Source organism: Faecalimicrobium dakarense (assembly GCF_000499525.1).
Lineage (GTDB): Bacteria > Bacillota > Clostridia > Peptostreptococcales > Peptostreptococcaceae > Faecalimicrobium > Faecalimicrobium dakarense.
The window spans coordinates 28,002-44,795 of record NZ_HG529233.1; the positions used below are offsets into that span (position 1 = coordinate 28,002).

Consider the following 16,794-nt stretch of genomic DNA (forward strand, 5'->3'; position numbering starts at 1 on the left):
TAATATTTTTATGAGTTTATAAATAGAATTATATAAACAAACAAGAGAGGAGGACAAGGTATGAAAAAACTTTGTGATGAGATAATAAACTCACTTTCAATGAACTTAAGAGAAAAAATAAAAAATATTTCAAATGATAATGTAAGCATAGAAGAAATTAGACTTAGGTCTAATAAGCCATTAATAGTAAATGCAAATAATAAAGACTACTTCTATAATCTAAATTCAAATAAGTTAGATTTAAATATGGACAACCCATATATAGTAAGTAAAGAAGATGTAGAACAAACATTTCAAATAATATGTAAATACTCAATCCATTCTTTTATGGATGATATTAAGAAAGGATTTATAACACTTAGAGGAGGTCATAGAGTAGGACTAGTAGGAAAAGCAATAGTTGAAGATGGACAAGTTAAAAATATAAAACATATATCTTCACTTAATATAAGGGTTTCTAGAGAAGTAATTGGGTGTTCAGATAAAATTTTATCTCATATTATAAGGGGAGAAAATCAAGTAAATAATACGCTGATAATATCACCACCTCAATGTGGTAAAACAACTTTAGTTAGAGATATAGTAAGAAATTTAAGTAACGGAAATGAAAATTATGGTTTTAAAGGAATAAAGGTAGCATTAATAGATGAGCGTAATGAAATATCAGGGTCATACCTAGGACAACCTCAGATGGATATAGGTATTAGAACCGATATAATAGAAACCTGTCCAAAAGATTTAGGCATTACTATGCTACTTAGATCAATGTCTCCAAATCTTATAGTAACAGATGAAATAGGAAATATGGATGAAATAAAGGCTTTATATACTGCTCTAAATGGAGGAGTAAGCTTAATTACTACAGTCCATGGAGATTCTATAGAAGATATCAAAAGTAGAAAAGAGCTAAGTTGTTTATTAGATAAAGAACTATTTACAAAAGTAATCATATTATCGGCTAAAAGGGGTCCAGGAACCATAGAAAAAATATATGATTTAGAAGAAAAGAGATGGTATTTTGCAAATTAAAATAATTATTATAGGCGTTTTAGTTGGATGCAGTTATTTAATAGGAGAACATATTTATAAAGCTTATACAAATAGGCATAAACAGCTAAATGACCTCATAAGAATATTAGAGATAATAAGAATGGATTTATCTTTTGGGTTATATACATTAGAGGAAATATTTAAAAGAATTGGGGAGAAAACAGAGTATTGCACATCAAAATTTTTTAAGACTATGGAATATGAACTACATAATAATCAAAGCAAAGTATTAGATGAGATTTTAAATGACAATATAGGAATTTTAATAAAAGAGACTTACCTACAGAATAAGGAGGTTGATGAATTAAAAAAACTTATACTTACTCTAGGACAAAGTGATATAGAATCTCAAACAAGGATGATAGATTTATCTATTGAAAACTTCAAGGACTTAACTAAAGAGACTAAAGAAGATGTAGAAAAAAAAGGTACAGTCTATCGAAAATTATCTACCGTAATAGGATTAATAATAGGAATAATTTTAATATAGGAGGGAGCTATGGATATATCTTTAATAATAAAGGTTGCAGGAATTGGTTTATTAATATCAGTCCTTAATATGCTTTTAGAAAAAACAGATAGAAAAGATTGGGCATCATTTACAACATTAGCGGGAGTAATAATTGTATTAAGTATGGTACTAGGAGAGATAGGTAATTTATTTAATGCAGTTAAGACAATGTTTCAACTTTACTAAAGAGGAGGAGATATCTTGGAAGTTATGCAATTAGTAGGGATTGCAATAATATCAACAACACTCTGTTTAGTAATAAAAAAGGACAGACCAGAAATAGCAATGTTTATAGCAATACTTACAGGAATAACAATATTATTATCAGTAATATTTAAGCTTAATTTTATAGTAGAAAGTATACAAGATTTGGCACAGAGAGCCAATATTCCTACTATGTACATATCTTTAATAATAAAATTAATTGGGATAGCATATCTTATGGAGTTTGCCATACAACTTTGCAAAGATTGTGGGGAAGGAAATATTGCCTCTAAACTAGAGTTTGGAGGGAAAATAATAGTTATGACAATGTCATTTCCCATACTTTTATCAATTGTAGAAATGGTACTAAATATTATCCCATAGGAGAATGGTTACTTATGAAAAAAATATTTTCGAGCATGGTATTAGTCATATTTTTAGTATTTGGATCTTTTATGATTTGCTTTGCAAATGATAAGGGGGAAGAAAACTATGGTGAGACTAAAAAAAGTATAGATAAATATATTGATGGGCAGCTAGAAAAAATAAATTTAGATGAAATACAAGGTTATATAAAAGAATCTACAGCTTTAGAAAATGTAAGCCTAAAAACATTTATAAAAGAGCTTGTCAGTGGAGATAAAACAATGTTGGACTTATTTAACAAAGAAGGAATCAAGTTAATGATATTTGACGAAGTTAAGTCTAGCATAAAGGTAGCAACAATAATTTTAGTTTTAGCATTATTATCATCAGTTTTAAAAAGTCTGGATAATTCTTTCTCATCAGGGGCAGTGAGTCAGATAACTACATACATAGTATTTATCACAATGGTTTCACTTACATTAATAGGATTTAAAGATGTACTTGAAATATGTAATAACACCATAGATTCAACTGTTGGACTTATGCAAGTCATAATGCCAGTGCTAATAACACTATTAGTATTAATTGGATTTCCAATCACATCGACAGTATTAAATCCAATATTTATAGGTGGAGTAACATTTATAAATGTTGTATTTAAAAACTTTTTATTCGTGTCAATTGCAGTTGCTTTTGCAATTTTAGTCGTAAATAACTTATCTAAAAATATTAAACTAAAAAAACTATCATCATTTATAAAACAAATAAACCTAGTGTCTTTAGGAGCAATGTTTACCATATATTTAGGGCTTGTATCCATGCAAGGTTTATATGTAACAAACATTGATAACTTTACAGTAAAGACAGCTAAATATGCTATAGGAAATTTTATACCAGTTGTAGGTGGATTTGTATCAGACTCAGTTGATATATTATTATCTTCATCTCAACTTATAAAAGGTGTATTTGGTGGATTAGGGCTTGTTTTATTAGTTGGTATTTGCTTAGTACCTGTAATAAAAATATTATCAATAATAGTTGTATATAAGGTTTCTGCAATAGTAGTAGAACCTATAGGAGAAGAAGGTATATCAAGTTTTTTAAATGAAGTTGCAAACTTAATGGTAATAATGCTTGCATGTATAATAGCTATAACAATAATGTTTTTTGTAACAGTAGCAGTATTAACTTCAATAAGTGTAGTAGCTCAAGGATAGAGGAGGGGCTATATGATAGATAACATAAAAATGTGGATTATAACTATTTTAATAGGAGCATTTATAGTAAATATAGTAAATATGATTTTGCCTGAATCTAAAATAAAGCCATATATAAACTTAGTACTTAATTTTATATTTGTGTTTATTGTACTAACTCCGATAATAGGCTTCTTTTCAAAGGATATTAGCTTAGAAGATAAAATATTGCAATCTATGAGCCACTATAATAAAGAATACGTAGATAGTATAAATACATTGGCTGATAAAACAGGCAACAATAGCTTATCAAAAGGATATGAAAATGGATTAAAAGATGTATTAAAACTTAAATTAGATGAATATGGTTATGAGCTTGATGATATAGAATTTAACGGGTCAGAAATAGGAAATATTAAAGTAAAAGAAAAAAATAATAGTAATAAAAGTAAAAATGAGGACATACAATCTAATGAAAAAGAAAAATCTAAACAAGTATTTAAAGATAAGGATGCACCAAAAGATAAGGAGCATGAACTTGATCTAAATGAAAATAAGTTAAAAAAAGATCTAGTAAAAATACTTGATGTATCAATTGAAACTATAGAAATTGATTAATAGGGGTTGGGTGAATGTTTAAAAACTTAAATGAAAAAGATAAGAAAAAGATATACTCACTATTATCTTTAGGGGTTATATGTGCAATAGCGCTTATAGTATTGCCAAGCTTTTCTAATGATAAAAAAGGTGAAGAAGAAAAAAATGCTAAAGCTGATAAGCAGACAGAAGTATCCAAGGAAAATGAACATGACGCTATAGAATCAAAGTTAAAAAATATACTATCAAAAATAGAGGGAGTTGGAGATGTTCATGTAATGATAACATTTGAATCTAGTGAGGAGATTCAACCGGCATTTAACTCTAATTCAAGTACAGAAAAAACACAAGAAACAGATGCAAAAGGTGGGGAAAGAACAGTAACAACATCTAATGAAAATAAAACAATGATAACATCTAGTTCAAATAATCCTGTAGTATTAAAAACCAATGAAGCTAAAATAAAAGGAGTTGTAATAGTATCAAGTGGAGCTAGTGATCCAAAGATTAAAGAAACTATTTATAGTGTAGCACAAACAGCATTACAAGTATCAGGTCATCAAATAGAAGTAACATACTAAATAATTATATTAAACTTGGGGGGATAAAAATGAAATTTAATTATAAGGGAAGAGGATTTGTAGTAGTGAGTTTAGCAGCAATGCTAGTTGTAGTAGGAACAGTTAATTATAAGTTAAGCCAAAAGTCTGTACTTGAGACATCTAAAGAGATGAAAGCATATGAACAAGCTCAAATGAAAAAAAATGAAGATAATGAAAATAATAAAGAAGCTAAAAAAGAAGCAAGTAAAGAAGATGTAGAAGTTGAAGTGGTAGATAGTAAAACTAACAAAATAAATGAAAAAGCTACAGAAACTAGTAAGGAAATAAAAAACCAATTAACATCAGAAAAAAATATGAAAAAAGCTACATATATATTAGATATGAAAATGACTAGAGAAAAACAAAGAAATGAGTTAACTCAAGATTTAAATGAAATGATAAATAACCCATCTACAACTGAAGAATCTAGAAAAGAAGCTTCATCAATGAAACTTCAATTAGTTAAAGATCAAGAAACAGAATTAAAAATAGAAAATTTATTAAGTGCTAAAGGATTTGAGGATGCACTAGTGTACATAAGCAATGAAAATGTAAACGTTGTTGTAAATGAAGAAAAATTAGAAAAAGCAGATGCAGCTAAAGTGTTCGACTTAGTAGCACAACAAGCAAGTGTAAAATATGAAAATATAAAATTAATGAATAATAATCAAAATTAGAAATAAAATAACCACAAATATCTTAAGAAAATATATAAACCTCAGAATATAACTGAGGTTATTTTCTTGCAAAGTTCATTTGTATTTGGTATTATTATACTTATAAAATAGTTCCTTAAAATAAGGGGGTAGTCTTTATCATGGAAAATAACAATTTTGGACAAGTGAAAATATCTAACGAAGTTATTGCTACTATAGCAGGACTTGCAGCTTTAGAGGTTGAAGGCGTAGAAACGAATACAACATTCACAGATAAATTACTTAAAAATAATGGCGTAAAAATACAAATAGAAGAAGAGGAAGTTAACTTAGATGTAATGGTTATGATAGACTATGGTGTATCTATACCTGACATAGCTTTTAAGATTCAAGAAAATGTAGCTAATACTGTTGAAACAATGACAGGATTAAAAGTTTCTCAAGTGAATATACATGTTCAAGGAATCAGCTTTAAAAGAGAAAAGGCTGAGAAAGAAGAAGCTAAGCAGATCAAAAAAAGTTAATACATACCCTCTGAAAAATCAGAGGGTTTTTTCTTGCTTAATGTGCGCATAATAGGAATTGAAGGAGGATTACAACCAATGAGAAACGATAAGGCAAAGAAAGTAACAAGTAGAGAATATATGATGAAATTAATATATCAAGCGGATTTAACTAAAGAAGATATGAGTGATATATTAGATAGTTTTTTAAATAATAACTTTGAATATATAGTTAATAGATATGAAGAACTTAGATTACAATACTCTAATAATCCAGAAATAGAACTTGGAACATTAGAATTAGAAGGTGTAATAGATAAAGATTATATGAAAAATATGTGCGGTTACTTAAAAGAAAACAATGATAAGATAAATGAATTAATAAACAAATACGCTAAGAACTGGACAGTAGATAGAATGCCAAAGGTAGATGCATCGATATTAAAATTAGCGGTATGTGAGATTTTATTTGCAAAAGAAATACCAAATAAAGTTTCTATAAATGAAGCAGTAGAAATTTCAAAAATATACTGTGATGACAAAGCTCCTAAGTTTGTAAACGGAATACTAGGAAGTGTTGTTGATGAACTTTCAGGAAAATAATATAATAATCGGAATAGATACTAGCTGCTATACAACTTCTATAGCAGCTATATCTTTAGGTAAAAAAGAAATTTTTAATAAAAAAATTATGCTGAAGGTAAAAGAAAATGGAAATGGGCTTAGACAAAGTGAAGCTGTATTTCAGCACATTAATAACTTAGGAGCACTTAGTGAAGATATAAAAGAACTTACTAAAGACTACAATATAGTAGGTATATGTGTATCAAATAAACCAAGGCCAGTAAAAGATTCTTATATGCCAGTATTTATGGCAGGGTATAATTTTGCAAAATTATCATCTAGTATGATGAAATGTCCATTATACGTAACTAGTCATCAAGAAAATCATATAGAATCAAGTCTTTTGACAAATGAAATAAAAAATAAAGAAAAGTTCTTATCTGTTCATATGTCTGGAGGTACTACGGAAATACTTTTGATAAATGAAAACAAAGATAAAATTAATTCAAAATACAGTATCGATATAGTCGGGGGAAGTAAAGATATAAGTTTTGGACAATTTATAGATAGAGTAGGTGTAAAGCTTGGATATAAATTTCCAGCGGGAAAATATATAGACGAATCTGCTATGAAATGCAAAGAAAAAATAAAACAAGGGCTAAAAACTTCTGTAAAAGAAGGTTACATGAATTTATCAGGTCTTGAAAATCAAATATATAAAATTATAAATGATGAAAGCAAAGAATATATATCTAAATTAGTACTAGATTCAGTTGTTAGAAATATGTATAAGTCTATATTATATTTAAGTGAAAAATATAATGTAAATGAGGTTGTATTTGCAGGAGGAGTGTCAGCAAGTAAATATATATCAAAAGAATTAAGCTTAAAGCTAAAAAAGCATAAAGTAGATACATATTTTACAAAGCCGGAGTATGCAACAGATAATGGTATAGGATGTGCTATAATAGGCTTAGATAAGCAAATTTTAGGAGAATAAAAATGAAACTAAGAGCTTTAGATATAAGTGAAGCAAACTCATATATAAAAAGAATTTTAAGTAATGATCCAATATTATATAATTTAAAAGTTAAAGGAGAAATATCAAACTTTAAAGTACACACTAGTGGTAATGTTTATTTATCATTAAAAGATGAAAATTCTAAATTAAACTGTGTAATATTTAAAAGTAACTATGATTCTACATTGCAGCTAAATAATGGGGTAAAGGTTATAGCTAACGGGTATATATCTGTTTATGAAAGGGATGGTTCATACCAATTATATATAAATAGTGTAGAAATAGAAGGAATTGGAAACTTATATATAGAGTTTAATAAGCTAAAAGAAAAGTTAAGTAAAGAAGGATTATTTGATGCAAAGTATAAAAAATCTATACCTAAAATTCCAAACTCAATAGGCGTTGTAACATCACAAACAGGAGCAGTTATAAGAGATATAATAAATGTTATAAAAAGGAGATATCCTAAAGTTAACATTAAACTTTACCCAGTAAATGTTCAAGGCGATAAATCAAAGTATGATATATGTGAAGGTATTAAATTTTTCAACGAAAGAAATAATGTAGATACTATAATTGTTGGAAGAGGTGGAGGTTCTATAGAAGAACTTTGGTCATTTAATGAAGAAATTGTAGCTAGGGCAGTATTTGAATCAAAAATACCAATAATATCGGCAGTAGGTCATGAAACAGATTTTACTATATGCGATTTTGTATCTGACATGAGATCACCAACACCTTCTGCAGCGGCAGAAATAGCAACTCCATCATTAGATGATATAAACTATAAACTTGAGAATATAAAAAATAGAATGAATAAATCATTAATAAATAATATTCAAGTTAATGAGTATAAATTAAACTCAACATTTGATAAAATAAATGGTTACCTAGAATCATACATCATAAGAGATAAAATTATACAATTAGACAAAATATATGATAAAATAAGTTCTGAGATAGAAAATAATATATATACCAAAACGGAAAAACTTTCAAATATGGGAGCTATGCTTCATAACCTAAGTCCACTTGCAACAATAGACAGAGGTTATAGTATAGTCCAAAAAGATGGAGAAGTTATAAATAGCGTACAAGAATTAAAATTCAAAGATAATATAGATATAGTATTAAAAGATGGAAATATAGAGTGTATTGTAGAGAAAATTAAAAATAAAGAGGTATAAATATGAATTTAACATATGAACAGGCCTATAAAAAATTGGAAGAAATATTAGAAAAATTAGAATCTAAAGGTGCTAGCCTAGATGAATCATTAAGTTTATATGAAGAAGGTATCAGTCTTTATAAACATTGCAATAAACTTTTAGAAGATGCACAACTTAAAATAAGTAAATTTACTCAATTAGGAATAGAAGAAGATTTAGATATGAGGGAGGAATAAAAGTGCAATTTAAACAATCTCTAAAGGAAAGAGCTAATTATATAGAAGCGTTATTAAATAGATATATGCCTAAAGAAGAAGGGTATCAAAAGACTATTATGGAGTCTATGAATTATAGCTTAAGGGCAGGTGGAAAAAGGTTAAGACCTATTTTAACACTAGAAGCATGCAAAGTTGTAGGAGGTAATGAGGAAGATGTAATACCTTTTGCAGTAGCTATAGAAATGATACATACATATTCATTAATACATGATGATTTACCAGCACTTGATAATGATGAATTAAGAAGAGGAAGAAAAACTAATCATATAGTATACGGAGAAGATATGGCAATACTTGCAGGAGATGCCCTTTTAAATTATGCTTTTGAAATTATGCTTTCAAATTCGGTAGAAAAGGAAAATCCTAAAAAGTATTTAAAAGCTATAAATGAAATAGCAAAGTCATCAGGAATACACGGTATGATTGGTGGTCAAGTAGTTGATGTTCAAAGCGAAAATAAACAAATACCTAAGGAAAAGTTAGATTATATACACAATAATAAAACAGCGGCAATAATAATTGGATGTATGAGAGCGGGAGCTATAATCGGTGATGCTAGCGAAGAAAATTTAGATAAGATAACAAAATATGCAAAAAATATAGGATTATCATTCCAAATCGTAGATGACATATTAGATATAGTAGGTGACGAGGCAAAACTAGGTAAAAAAGTTGGAAGTGATATAGACAATCATAAATCAACATATCCTTCTTTATTAGGTTTAGAAGAATCTAAAATAATTGCACATAAGTTAATAGAAGAAGCTAAAGATAGTATAAAAGATATAGGAACTAGTTCAGAGTTTCTAATTGGCTTAGCAGACTATATAATAGATAGAGAGTATTAAGGAGGATAAATGGACGTTTTTTCGGAGATTTTTAGCAACAAGGTTTTAGGAATAAGTATATATGCTTGTTTCTTGGCACAATTTTTCAAAATATTTACTGGAGAAGGTAAAAGAATTGATTTTGCAAGAATTTTTACTTCAGGAGGTATGCCGAGTTCTCATAGTTCCTTTGTAACAAGTCTAGCTACACTAGTAGGAATAGAACGAGGATTTAGTTCAACGGACTTTGCAATAGTAGCAGTATTTGCACTTATAATAATGTATGATGCATCAGGTGTTAGAAGATCGGTAGGAAAGCAAGCTGCTATTTTAAATCAAATATTAGATGATTTACATCATAAAAAACATATAGAACAAAATAGATTAAAGGAATTAGTAGGGCATACTCCAAAAGAGGTTTTATTTGGAGCGATACTAGGAATTGTAACTGCCATAGTAATGTCTTAGTTTGAAAGAGCATATACAATATGATATGATTTTTATATTTTAATATAGTTATAAAATGAATATAACTTAGTCAATACTAAGATATATTCATTTTGCGATTATGTAAAACTATGTAAAGAAAAAGTCTTCTCATAGAAGGCTTTTTTAAGTTAATAAAAATTTGATCAGTAAAAGGTGAGGATAGCATGTATAAATATTTAGATAAAGTAAATTCTCCAAACGATATAAAAGCTATGAGCATAGATGAAATGGATTTTTTAGCAAAGGATATAAGAAAATTTCTAGTAAGATCTGTTTCTCAAACAGGAGGTCATCTTGCATCTAATTTAGGTGTAGTAGAGTTAACCTTAGCACTTCATAAAGTATTTAATAGTCCAAAAGATAAAATAGTTTGGGATGTAGGTCACCAATCTTATGTACATAAGATTGTTACAGGAAGAAAAAATGACTTTGTATCCTTAAGACAATTTAATGGATTAAGTGGATTTCCAAAGGAGAATGAAAGTCCTCATGATATATTCGATACTGGGCATAGCTCTACATCAATTTCAGTAGCTGAAGGTATCGCATGTGCTAGAGATATAAAAAATGAAGACAACAGTGTAATAGCAGTAATAGGAGATGGATCTATAACTGGTGGTATGGCTCTTGAAGGGCTTAATCATTTAGGATATACAAATACAGATATGATAGTTATTTTAAATGATAATGAAATGTCTATAGATAAAAATGTTGGTGGTATGTCAAAACACCTATCAAGCTTAATAAGAAATTCAACAATGAATAAAGTAAAAGATGAAGTTGAAAAAATATTAAGTGTAGCTCCAGGAGGGAACTTAATATCTAAGACTGCAAATAAAGTAAAAGACAGTATTATAGATAAGTTTACACCTCAAGAATGTGCGTTCTTTGAGTCTATAGGTATAAAATATTACGGCCCAGTTGATGGTCATAATACTAAAGAATTAATAGAAATATTAAAAAAGGTAAAAAATCGCAAAGGCCCGACTTTAATTCATGTAATAACTAAAAAAGGTAAGGGATATAGATACGCAGAGGAAGCACCTGATAAATATCATGGTGTATCAAAATTTGATATAAAAGAAGGAATAAAAAGTTCAGGTACTAAGTCAATATCTTCACAAGTAGGTGATAAATTAGTACAAATGGCAGCTAATAATGATAATATTGTTGCAATAACTGCAGCTATGCCGTCTGGAACAGGGCTTAATATATTTGAAAAGGCGTATCCAAAAAGATTCTTTGATGTAGGTATAGCCGAACAACATGCAGCTACATTTGCAGCTGGACTTGCAAAAAATGGAATGAAGCCATACTTTGCAGTGTATTCTTCTTTCTTACAAAGAGGCTATGACCAACTTATACATGATGTATGTATAACGAAAAAACCTGTGACCTTCCTTATAGATAGAGCGGGAATTGTAGGTAATGATGGAGAAACACATCATGGTATGTTTGATTTAAGTTATTTAAATATAGTTCCAAATATTATAGTAATGGCACCGAAAGATAGCAGGGAATTAAGTCTAATGATGGATTTATCTTTAGAATTAGATTCACCTTTAGCTATTAGATATCCAAGAGGAAATGCATATGATCTAGATTTAGGAGATTATAAGCCCATAAAATTAGGAAGTTATGAAGTTTTATCACAAGGTAAGGATATAGCAATATTATCAATAGGAACTATGGTTAAGCATAGTATAGAAGCTAAGAAAATATTATTAGAATCAGATGTAAATCCTACTATAGTAAATGCAAGGTTTTTAAAACCTATGGATGAAGAAATGCTACATTCTTTATTTAAAGAGCATAAGACTATAGTTACAATAGAAGATAATGTAGTTGTTGGAGGATTTGGAAGTAGAGTAAATAAATTTGCTGTTGATAATGGATATAAATCTAAGATAGTAAATATAGGACTTCCAGAGGAATTTGTACCGCATGGAAATGCAGATGACATCTATGAAAGTATAAATTTATCACCAAGTAAAATAGCAGATAAAATAAAAAGTTTATAAACAAGAAAGGTAACTTCATGAAAAAAAGAATAGATGTATTATTAGTAGAACAAGGTCATTTTGAAAGTAGAGAAAGAGCAAAAAGAGCTATAATGGCAGGTCTTGTATTTGTTAATGATCAAAGATGTGACAAAGCGGGAGTAGATGTAAGTGATGATGCAAAGATAGAAGTTAAAGGCAATCCAATACCATATGCAAGTAGAGGTGGATTAAAGTTAGAAAAAGCTATGAAAAACTTTAATTTAAACTTAGAAGGTAAGGTATGTATGGATATAGGTGCATCAACAGGAGGATTTACTGATTGTATGCTTCAAAATGGAGCTGTAAAAGTATTTTCTATAGATGTGGGATATGGACAACTTGCTTGGAAATTAAGACAAGATCAAAGAGTTGTTTGCATGGAAAGAACTAATATAAGACATGTAACGATAGAGGACACAAAAGAGTTTGCAGATTTTGCATCAATAGATGTTTCATTTATATCTCTAAAACTAGTTCTTCCAAAGGCAAAAGAACTTACATGTCCTGGCGGAGAAGTAGTAGCATTAATAAAGCCTCAATTTGAAGCAGGAAGAGAAAAAGTAGGTAAAAAAGGTGTAGTTAGAGAAAAATCTACTCATATTGAAGTTATAGAAATGGTATCTAATTTTGCAGTAAAAAATGGATTTGAAATATTAGGATTAGATTATTCTCCTATAAAAGGTCCAGAAGGCAATATAGAATACTTAATTCATTTAAGAAATGGAAATGAAGGATATAATTTTGATGGAGAAATGCATAGCAAAAAGATATTAGAAGTTGTAGAAGCTTCTCATACTTTAGACTAGACAAATTAAAAATAAATAGATACTAACATACAAATTATAATAATTATAAATTGTATATAAAAAGAGGGGGATTTAATTTGATCCTTGAACTATATATGAAAAATTGTGCTTTAGTCGAAGAATTAAGACTAAGCATTGATGAAAATTTAAATATATTAACAGGAGAAACAGGTTCAGGAAAATCTATAATAATAGATGCATTAGGACTTTGCTTAGGTGAAAAATACGATAGATCTTTCCTAAGAAAAGGAACGGAAAAGGGATTAGTAGAAGCTATATTTCAATGTCAAAATGTTAACCTAAAACAAGTTTTAAATGGAAATGATATAGAATTAGAAGATGATAATTTACTAGTAATAACAAGAGTTATATATTCAGATGGAAAAAGTGTTGCAAGAGTAAATGGAAGAACTGTTAAAATGTCTGTACTTAAGGATATATCAAAAACACTAATAGATGTTCATGGACAACATCAAACTCAAGCATTATTTAATAAAGAAACACATTTAGAATTTTTAGATTTATTTGGAGAAAATGAATTAGAAGAATTTAAAGTTGATTATAAAGAAATATACAGTAAGTATAGTGAAGTTAAAAGAGCATTAAATACATTAACTGAAAATAAAGATGATATGCAAATTCAAAGAGAAATTGATTTGTTAAAATTTCAAATAAATGAAATTGAAGCTGCAAATTTAAGTAAAAATGAATATGAAGAATTACTAAAGCAAAGAGAAGTTTATAGAAATAGTGAAAAAATATATAGCAACTTAAACTTAACGTATCAAAATTTATATGAAGGTAGTGTAAATGCAGTTGACTTAATAGGAAACGCAGTTAGCGAATTAAGCTCTATATCTCAATATGATAAAGCATTAAGTGATTACAATAATGATATAGAAAGAATAATGTATGAACTTCAAGATATATCTAGAGATATAAGAAATTATAAAGATAGTATAGACTTTGAACCATATGAATTAGAACAGATAGAAACTAGAGTTGATGAAATCAATAACCTAAGAAGAAAGTATGGGGAAGATATAGAAGAAATCTTTGAATATTATAATAAAACTAAAGCTAGATTAGATGAGATATTAAATAGAGACGAAAAAGTAGAGCAATTAAAGTCTGAAATAATAAAATTAGAAAAAGTTCTTGCAGAAAAAGCGAATAACCTAACAAATGAAAGATTAAAAGTAGCATCAAGATTAGAAGAAGTTTTATTAGATGAATTAAAAAGCTTAAATATGAAAAATGTAGTTTTAAAGTTAACTTTAAAGATTGTTCATTTACTGCAAATGGAAAAGATGATATTGAATTTATGATATCATTTAACTTAGGTGAAGATATTAAACCAATATACAAAGTTGCATCAGGTGGAGAGATGTCTAGATTTATGCTTGCATTTAAGACAATACTAGCAGATATAGATCAAATAGATACCTTAGTATTTGATGAAATAGATACAGGTATAAGTGGAATAGCAGCTCAAATCGTAGGTGAGAAGCTTAGTAATATAGGTAAGAAAAAACAAATTATATGTATAACTCATTTACCTCAGATTGCAGCAAATGCAGATACTCATTATTGTATAGAAAAAAGTACTTCAAATGATAGAACTTTTACTACTATAAAAAAATTAAACCATGATCAAAAACGTGATGAAATAGCAAGACTTATAGCAGGAAGCAATATAACAGAAAAAACAATGGAACATGCTAGTGAGATAATAGAATTAGCAAAAAGAAGCCTTTAAGGCTTCTTTTTTATAATAATGTATAAAAAATAATACTAACAAAGGGAATAAATTTTTCATACCAAGGAATGATAAATACATAAAATAGAAAGCAGGGAGCGGGTAAAATGAAAAATATTAAAAGTAATAAATTAGTATTATTTATCGCATTATTTAGTTTTATATTTCTAGGATTTAAGATATTAAATGAAAAATATATACAATCTAGTGTTGAAACACTAAATTTAAGTGAAAGTAATAAAAAAAAATATGTGTATCCATTTGGAAAGGTAGTAGGGGTTAAGGCTGACACAGATGGAGTGTTAGTAGTAGGGTATGAAGAAGATGATGTTGAGTATATAGGTAACCTTAAAAGAGGAGACAATATAATAAAAATAAATGGACAGAAAATAAAAAACACTAAACAAGTAAAAGAAATTTTAAAAGAAACTAAAAAAGATAAAATAGAAGTAGTATTTGAAAGAGATAATAAATATTTGACAGAAAATTTAAAATTAAAAAAGAAAATGGAAAATCTAAATTAGGTTTATGGGTAAGAGACAAAATATCTGGAATAGGAACAGTAACATTTTATGACCCAGAAAATGATAAATTTAAGGCAATAGGACATGCTATTACAGATGTAGACACAAATGAATTATTAAGAATAAAACAAGGATACATATATAATCCTACAAGTATTGAAATAATAAAGGGAAATGACAATAAAGTTGGACAAATAAAAGGTGAATTTAGTACAGAAAGTCCAATAGGAAAGTTTTCTGAAAACTCTAATTTTGGAATAAGCGGAAGTATGATAGGAAAAAAAAATAAATTTAATCAATTAATAGAAGTAGGAAACCCTAAGGATGTAAAATTAGGAAAAGCATATATTTTATTTGAAGATGAAAATAGAAATATAACAAGTTATGATATAGAAATAAAGAGTATATTAAGGGATAAAAATAGTGATAGAGATATGGTAATCCAAGTAATAGACCCAAAGTTGATTGATTATACGGGTGGAATTGTACAAGGTATGAGTGGTTCACCTATAATACAAGATAATAAAATAATTGGTGCAGTAACTCATGTTTTTAAAGATAATCCTAAAAAAGGATATGGTATTTTTATAAATGAGATGATAGAATTAGATAAGAGATATTAAAAAAAACAAAACTTGTAGAAGGAATATAATTTTAGTATGTCGAATATGCTTAATAGTGAAAAACTTTTGATATTATTATATATAAAAAATATAAAAAAGATAATATGTTTTATTAATGGGGGGAATTTTAGTGAACGAAAAAATTAAAATAGTTTTAGCAGATGATAATAAGGATTTCTGTCAAGTCCTAAAGGAGTACTTATCTAATGAAAATGATATAGAAATATTAGGTATTGCAAAAGACGGGATAGAGGCGTTAGACTTAGTACAAAGAACGCAACCAGATTTACTAGTACTAGATGTTATAATGCCACACTTAGATGGCTTAGGGGTTATAGAAAAATTAAATGCTATGAACATACCTAAAATGCCAAAAATAATAGTTTTATCAGCAGTAGGTCAAGATAAAATAACACAAAGTGCGATAAACTTAGGGGCAGACTACTATATAGTTAAACCTTTTGATTTTGTAATATTTATTAACAGAATAAGAGAATTAGTGTCAAATAGAGTAAGCCATATAGAAACAAAACCTAAAAGCCATGCTGATATACAAATGACAAGAAGTGACTTTGTTAAAAATGTAGGAAATATAGAAACAGAAATAACTAACATAATACATGAAATAGGGGTACCAGCTCATATAAAAGGATATTTATATTTAAGAGAAGCTATAAAAATGGTTATAGAAAATGTTGAACTTTTAGGAGCTGTAACAAAAGAATTATATCCTAGTATAGCTAAGAAGTTTAATACTACTCCAAGTAGAGTAGAAAGAGCTATAAGACATGCAATAGAAGTTGCATGGAGTAGAGGTAAAGTTGATACAATAAACCAATTATTTGGATATACAGTTCATAATACTAAAGGAAAACCAACTAACTCTGAATTCATCGCAATGATAGCGGATAAATTAAGATTAGAACACAGTATGGTAAAATAATTATATAAAGAAAAAAAGCCTTCTAGATAAAAGAAGGCTTTATTTATGCCTAAGTATATAAATA

The 16,794-nt window shown here is 28.0% G+C and carries 20 protein-coding genes and 1 pseudogene; all 21 read left to right on the forward strand.

Translation table 11 applies throughout. The annotated features are described in order from the left end of the window. Window positions 1-60: 60 nt before the first annotated feature. The 21 genes and pseudogenes from spoIIIAA (at window position 61) to spo0A (ending at window position 16,730) form a co-directional block, all read left to right on the forward strand. A complete protein-coding gene (gene spoIIIAA / locus BN899_RS01305; RefSeq protein WP_042271844.1) occupies window positions 61-1,029 on the forward strand; it encodes a stage III sporulation protein AA in 969 nt (322 codons plus the stop codon). Beyond that, the gene (locus BN899_RS01310; RefSeq protein WP_042271846.1) at window positions 1,019-1,540 is read left to right on the forward strand and encodes a stage III sporulation protein AB; all 522 of its coding nucleotides are present in this window, start codon (window positions 1,019-1,021) and stop codon (window positions 1,538-1,540) included. The genes spoIIIAA and BN899_RS01310 overlap by 11 nt, the downstream gene beginning before the upstream one ends. A gap of 9 nt (window positions 1,541-1,549) precedes the next feature. After that, window positions 1,550-1,747, forward strand: a complete 198-nt coding sequence (gene spoIIIAC / locus BN899_RS01315; RefSeq protein ID WP_042271848.1) for a stage III sporulation protein AC — start codon at window positions 1,550-1,552, stop codon at window positions 1,745-1,747. A 24-nt stretch (window positions 1,748-1,771) separates the two neighbouring features. Next, window positions 1,772-2,149 carry a stage III sporulation protein AD gene (gene spoIIIAD / locus BN899_RS01320; RefSeq protein ID WP_242824042.1) on the forward strand — a complete coding sequence of 126 codons (378 nt, stop codon included), beginning with the start codon at window positions 1,772-1,774 and terminating at the stop codon, window positions 2,147-2,149. Between the two features lie 14 nt (window positions 2,150-2,163). Next, window positions 2,164-3,348 (forward strand): stage III sporulation protein AE, encoded by a 1,185-nt coding sequence (gene spoIIIAE / locus BN899_RS01325; RefSeq protein ID WP_042271854.1) that lies wholly within the window; start codon window positions 2,164-2,166, stop codon window positions 3,346-3,348. 12 nt (window positions 3,349-3,360) lie between these two features. Next, window positions 3,361-3,945, forward strand: a complete 585-nt coding sequence (locus tag BN899_RS01330; protein ID WP_042271858.1) for a stage III sporulation protein AF — start codon at window positions 3,361-3,363, stop codon at window positions 3,943-3,945. A 14-nt stretch (window positions 3,946-3,959) separates the two neighbouring features. After that, window positions 3,960-4,505 (forward strand): stage III sporulation protein AG, encoded by a 546-nt coding sequence (locus BN899_RS01335; RefSeq protein ID WP_042271861.1) that lies wholly within the window; start codon window positions 3,960-3,962, stop codon window positions 4,503-4,505. Between the two features lie 29 nt (window positions 4,506-4,534). Continuing rightward, window positions 4,535-5,203, forward strand: a complete 669-nt coding sequence (locus tag BN899_RS01340; RefSeq protein ID WP_042271863.1) for a SpoIIIAH-like family protein — start codon at window positions 4,535-4,537, stop codon at window positions 5,201-5,203. A 140-nt stretch (window positions 5,204-5,343) separates the two neighbouring features. After that, on the forward strand, window positions 5,344-5,706 hold the full coding sequence (locus BN899_RS01345) for an Asp23/Gls24 family envelope stress response protein (protein ID WP_042271866.1): 363 nt from the start codon (window positions 5,344-5,346) through the stop codon (window positions 5,704-5,706). A gap of 78 nt (window positions 5,707-5,784) precedes the next feature. Then, window positions 5,785-6,288 carry a transcription antitermination factor NusB gene (gene nusB / locus BN899_RS01350; protein ID WP_042271869.1) on the forward strand — a complete coding sequence of 168 codons (504 nt, stop codon included), beginning with the start codon at window positions 5,785-5,787 and terminating at the stop codon, window positions 6,286-6,288. Further along, window positions 6,269-7,249, forward strand: a complete 981-nt coding sequence (locus tag BN899_RS01355; protein WP_042271872.1) for a Kae1-like domain-containing protein — start codon at window positions 6,269-6,271, stop codon at window positions 7,247-7,249. The genes nusB and BN899_RS01355 overlap by 20 nt, the downstream gene beginning before the upstream one ends. 2 nt (window positions 7,250-7,251) lie before the next feature. Continuing rightward, on the forward strand, window positions 7,252-8,457 hold the full coding sequence (gene xseA / locus BN899_RS01360; protein WP_042271875.1) for an exodeoxyribonuclease VII large subunit: 1,206 nt from the start codon (window positions 7,252-7,254) through the stop codon (window positions 8,455-8,457). 2 nt (window positions 8,458-8,459) lie between these two features. Beyond that, window positions 8,460-8,675 (forward strand): exodeoxyribonuclease VII small subunit, encoded by a 216-nt coding sequence (gene xseB / locus BN899_RS01365; RefSeq protein WP_042271876.1) that lies wholly within the window; start codon window positions 8,460-8,462, stop codon window positions 8,673-8,675. 2 nt (window positions 8,676-8,677) lie between these two features. Further along, window positions 8,678-9,565, forward strand: a complete 888-nt coding sequence (locus BN899_RS01370) for a polyprenyl synthetase family protein (RefSeq protein ID WP_042271879.1) — start codon at window positions 8,678-8,680, stop codon at window positions 9,563-9,565. 9 nt (window positions 9,566-9,574) lie between these two features. Beyond that, the gene (locus BN899_RS01375; RefSeq protein ID WP_042271882.1) at window positions 9,575-10,012 is read left to right on the forward strand and encodes a divergent PAP2 family protein; all 438 of its coding nucleotides are present in this window, start codon (window positions 9,575-9,577) and stop codon (window positions 10,010-10,012) included. Between the two features lie 185 nt (window positions 10,013-10,197). Next, complete coding sequence (gene dxs, locus BN899_RS01380) at window positions 10,198-12,054, forward strand: 1-deoxy-D-xylulose-5-phosphate synthase (protein WP_042271885.1); 1,857 nt, start codon at window positions 10,198-10,200, stop codon at window positions 12,052-12,054. 17 nt (window positions 12,055-12,071) lie between these two features. Continuing rightward, a complete protein-coding gene (locus BN899_RS01385) occupies window positions 12,072-12,881 on the forward strand; it encodes a TlyA family RNA methyltransferase (protein ID WP_042271888.1) in 810 nt (269 codons plus the stop codon). A gap of 95 nt (window positions 12,882-12,976) precedes the next feature. After that, a pseudogene (gene recN, locus BN899_RS01390) lies at window positions 12,977-14,640 on the forward strand (DNA repair protein RecN). Between the two features lie 107 nt (window positions 14,641-14,747). Further along, window positions 14,748-15,164 (forward strand): PDZ domain-containing protein, encoded by a 417-nt coding sequence (locus BN899_RS19470; protein ID WP_242824038.1) that lies wholly within the window; start codon window positions 14,748-14,750, stop codon window positions 15,162-15,164. Window positions 15,165-15,193: 29 nt separating this feature from the next. Beyond that, window positions 15,194-15,787 (forward strand): SpoIVB peptidase S55 domain-containing protein, encoded by a 594-nt coding sequence (locus BN899_RS19475; RefSeq protein WP_242824043.1) that lies wholly within the window; start codon window positions 15,194-15,196, stop codon window positions 15,785-15,787. 115 nt (window positions 15,788-15,902) lie between these two features. Beyond that, on the forward strand, window positions 15,903-16,730 hold the full coding sequence (spo0A, locus tag BN899_RS01400) for a sporulation transcription factor Spo0A (RefSeq protein ID WP_042271891.1): 828 nt from the start codon (window positions 15,903-15,905) through the stop codon (window positions 16,728-16,730). The last annotated feature ends 64 nt before the right edge of the window (window positions 16,731-16,794 follow it).

Excerpts from the sequence above, each read along its gene's own strand:
- spoIIIAA (WP_042271844.1), top strand. The coding sequence starts at position 61 with ATGAAAAAACTTTGTGATGAGATAATAAACTCACTTTCAATGAACTTA.
- spoIIIAC (WP_042271848.1), top strand. The coding sequence starts at position 1,550 with ATGGATATATCTTTAATAATAAAGGTTGCAGGAATTGGTTTATTAATA.
- spoIIIAD (WP_242824042.1), top strand. The coding sequence starts at position 1,772 with ATGCAATTAGTAGGGATTGCAATAATATCAACAACACTCTGTTTAGTA.
- spoIIIAE (WP_042271854.1), top strand. The coding sequence starts at position 2,164 with ATGAAAAAAATATTTTCGAGCATGGTATTAGTCATATTTTTAGTATTT.
- BN899_RS01330 (WP_042271858.1), top strand. The coding sequence starts at position 3,361 with ATGATAGATAACATAAAAATGTGGATTATAACTATTTTAATAGGAGCA.
- BN899_RS01335 (WP_042271861.1), top strand. The coding sequence starts at position 3,960 with ATGTTTAAAAACTTAAATGAAAAAGATAAGAAAAAGATATACTCACTA.
- BN899_RS01340 (WP_042271863.1), top strand. The coding sequence starts at position 4,535 with ATGAAATTTAATTATAAGGGAAGAGGATTTGTAGTAGTGAGTTTAGCA.
- BN899_RS01345 (WP_042271866.1), top strand. The coding sequence starts at position 5,344 with ATGGAAAATAACAATTTTGGACAAGTGAAAATATCTAACGAAGTTATT.
- nusB (WP_042271869.1), top strand. The coding sequence starts at position 5,785 with ATGAGAAACGATAAGGCAAAGAAAGTAACAAGTAGAGAATATATGATG.
- BN899_RS01355 (WP_042271872.1), top strand. The coding sequence starts at position 6,269 with ATGAACTTTCAGGAAAATAATATAATAATCGGAATAGATACTAGCTGC.
- xseA (WP_042271875.1), top strand. The coding sequence starts at position 7,252 with ATGAAACTAAGAGCTTTAGATATAAGTGAAGCAAACTCATATATAAAA.
- xseB (WP_042271876.1), top strand. The coding sequence starts at position 8,460 with ATGAATTTAACATATGAACAGGCCTATAAAAAATTGGAAGAAATATTA.
- BN899_RS01375 (WP_042271882.1), top strand. The coding sequence starts at position 9,575 with ATGGACGTTTTTTCGGAGATTTTTAGCAACAAGGTTTTAGGAATAAGT.
- dxs (WP_042271885.1), top strand. The coding sequence starts at position 10,198 with ATGTATAAATATTTAGATAAAGTAAATTCTCCAAACGATATAAAAGCT.
- BN899_RS01385 (WP_042271888.1), top strand. The coding sequence starts at position 12,072 with ATGAAAAAAAGAATAGATGTATTATTAGTAGAACAAGGTCATTTTGAA.
- BN899_RS19470 (WP_242824038.1), top strand. The coding sequence starts at position 14,748 with ATGAAAAATATTAAAAGTAATAAATTAGTATTATTTATCGCATTATTT.
- spo0A (WP_042271891.1), top strand. The coding sequence starts at position 15,903 with ATGGGGGGAATTTTAGTGAACGAAAAAATTAAAATAGTTTTAGCAGAT.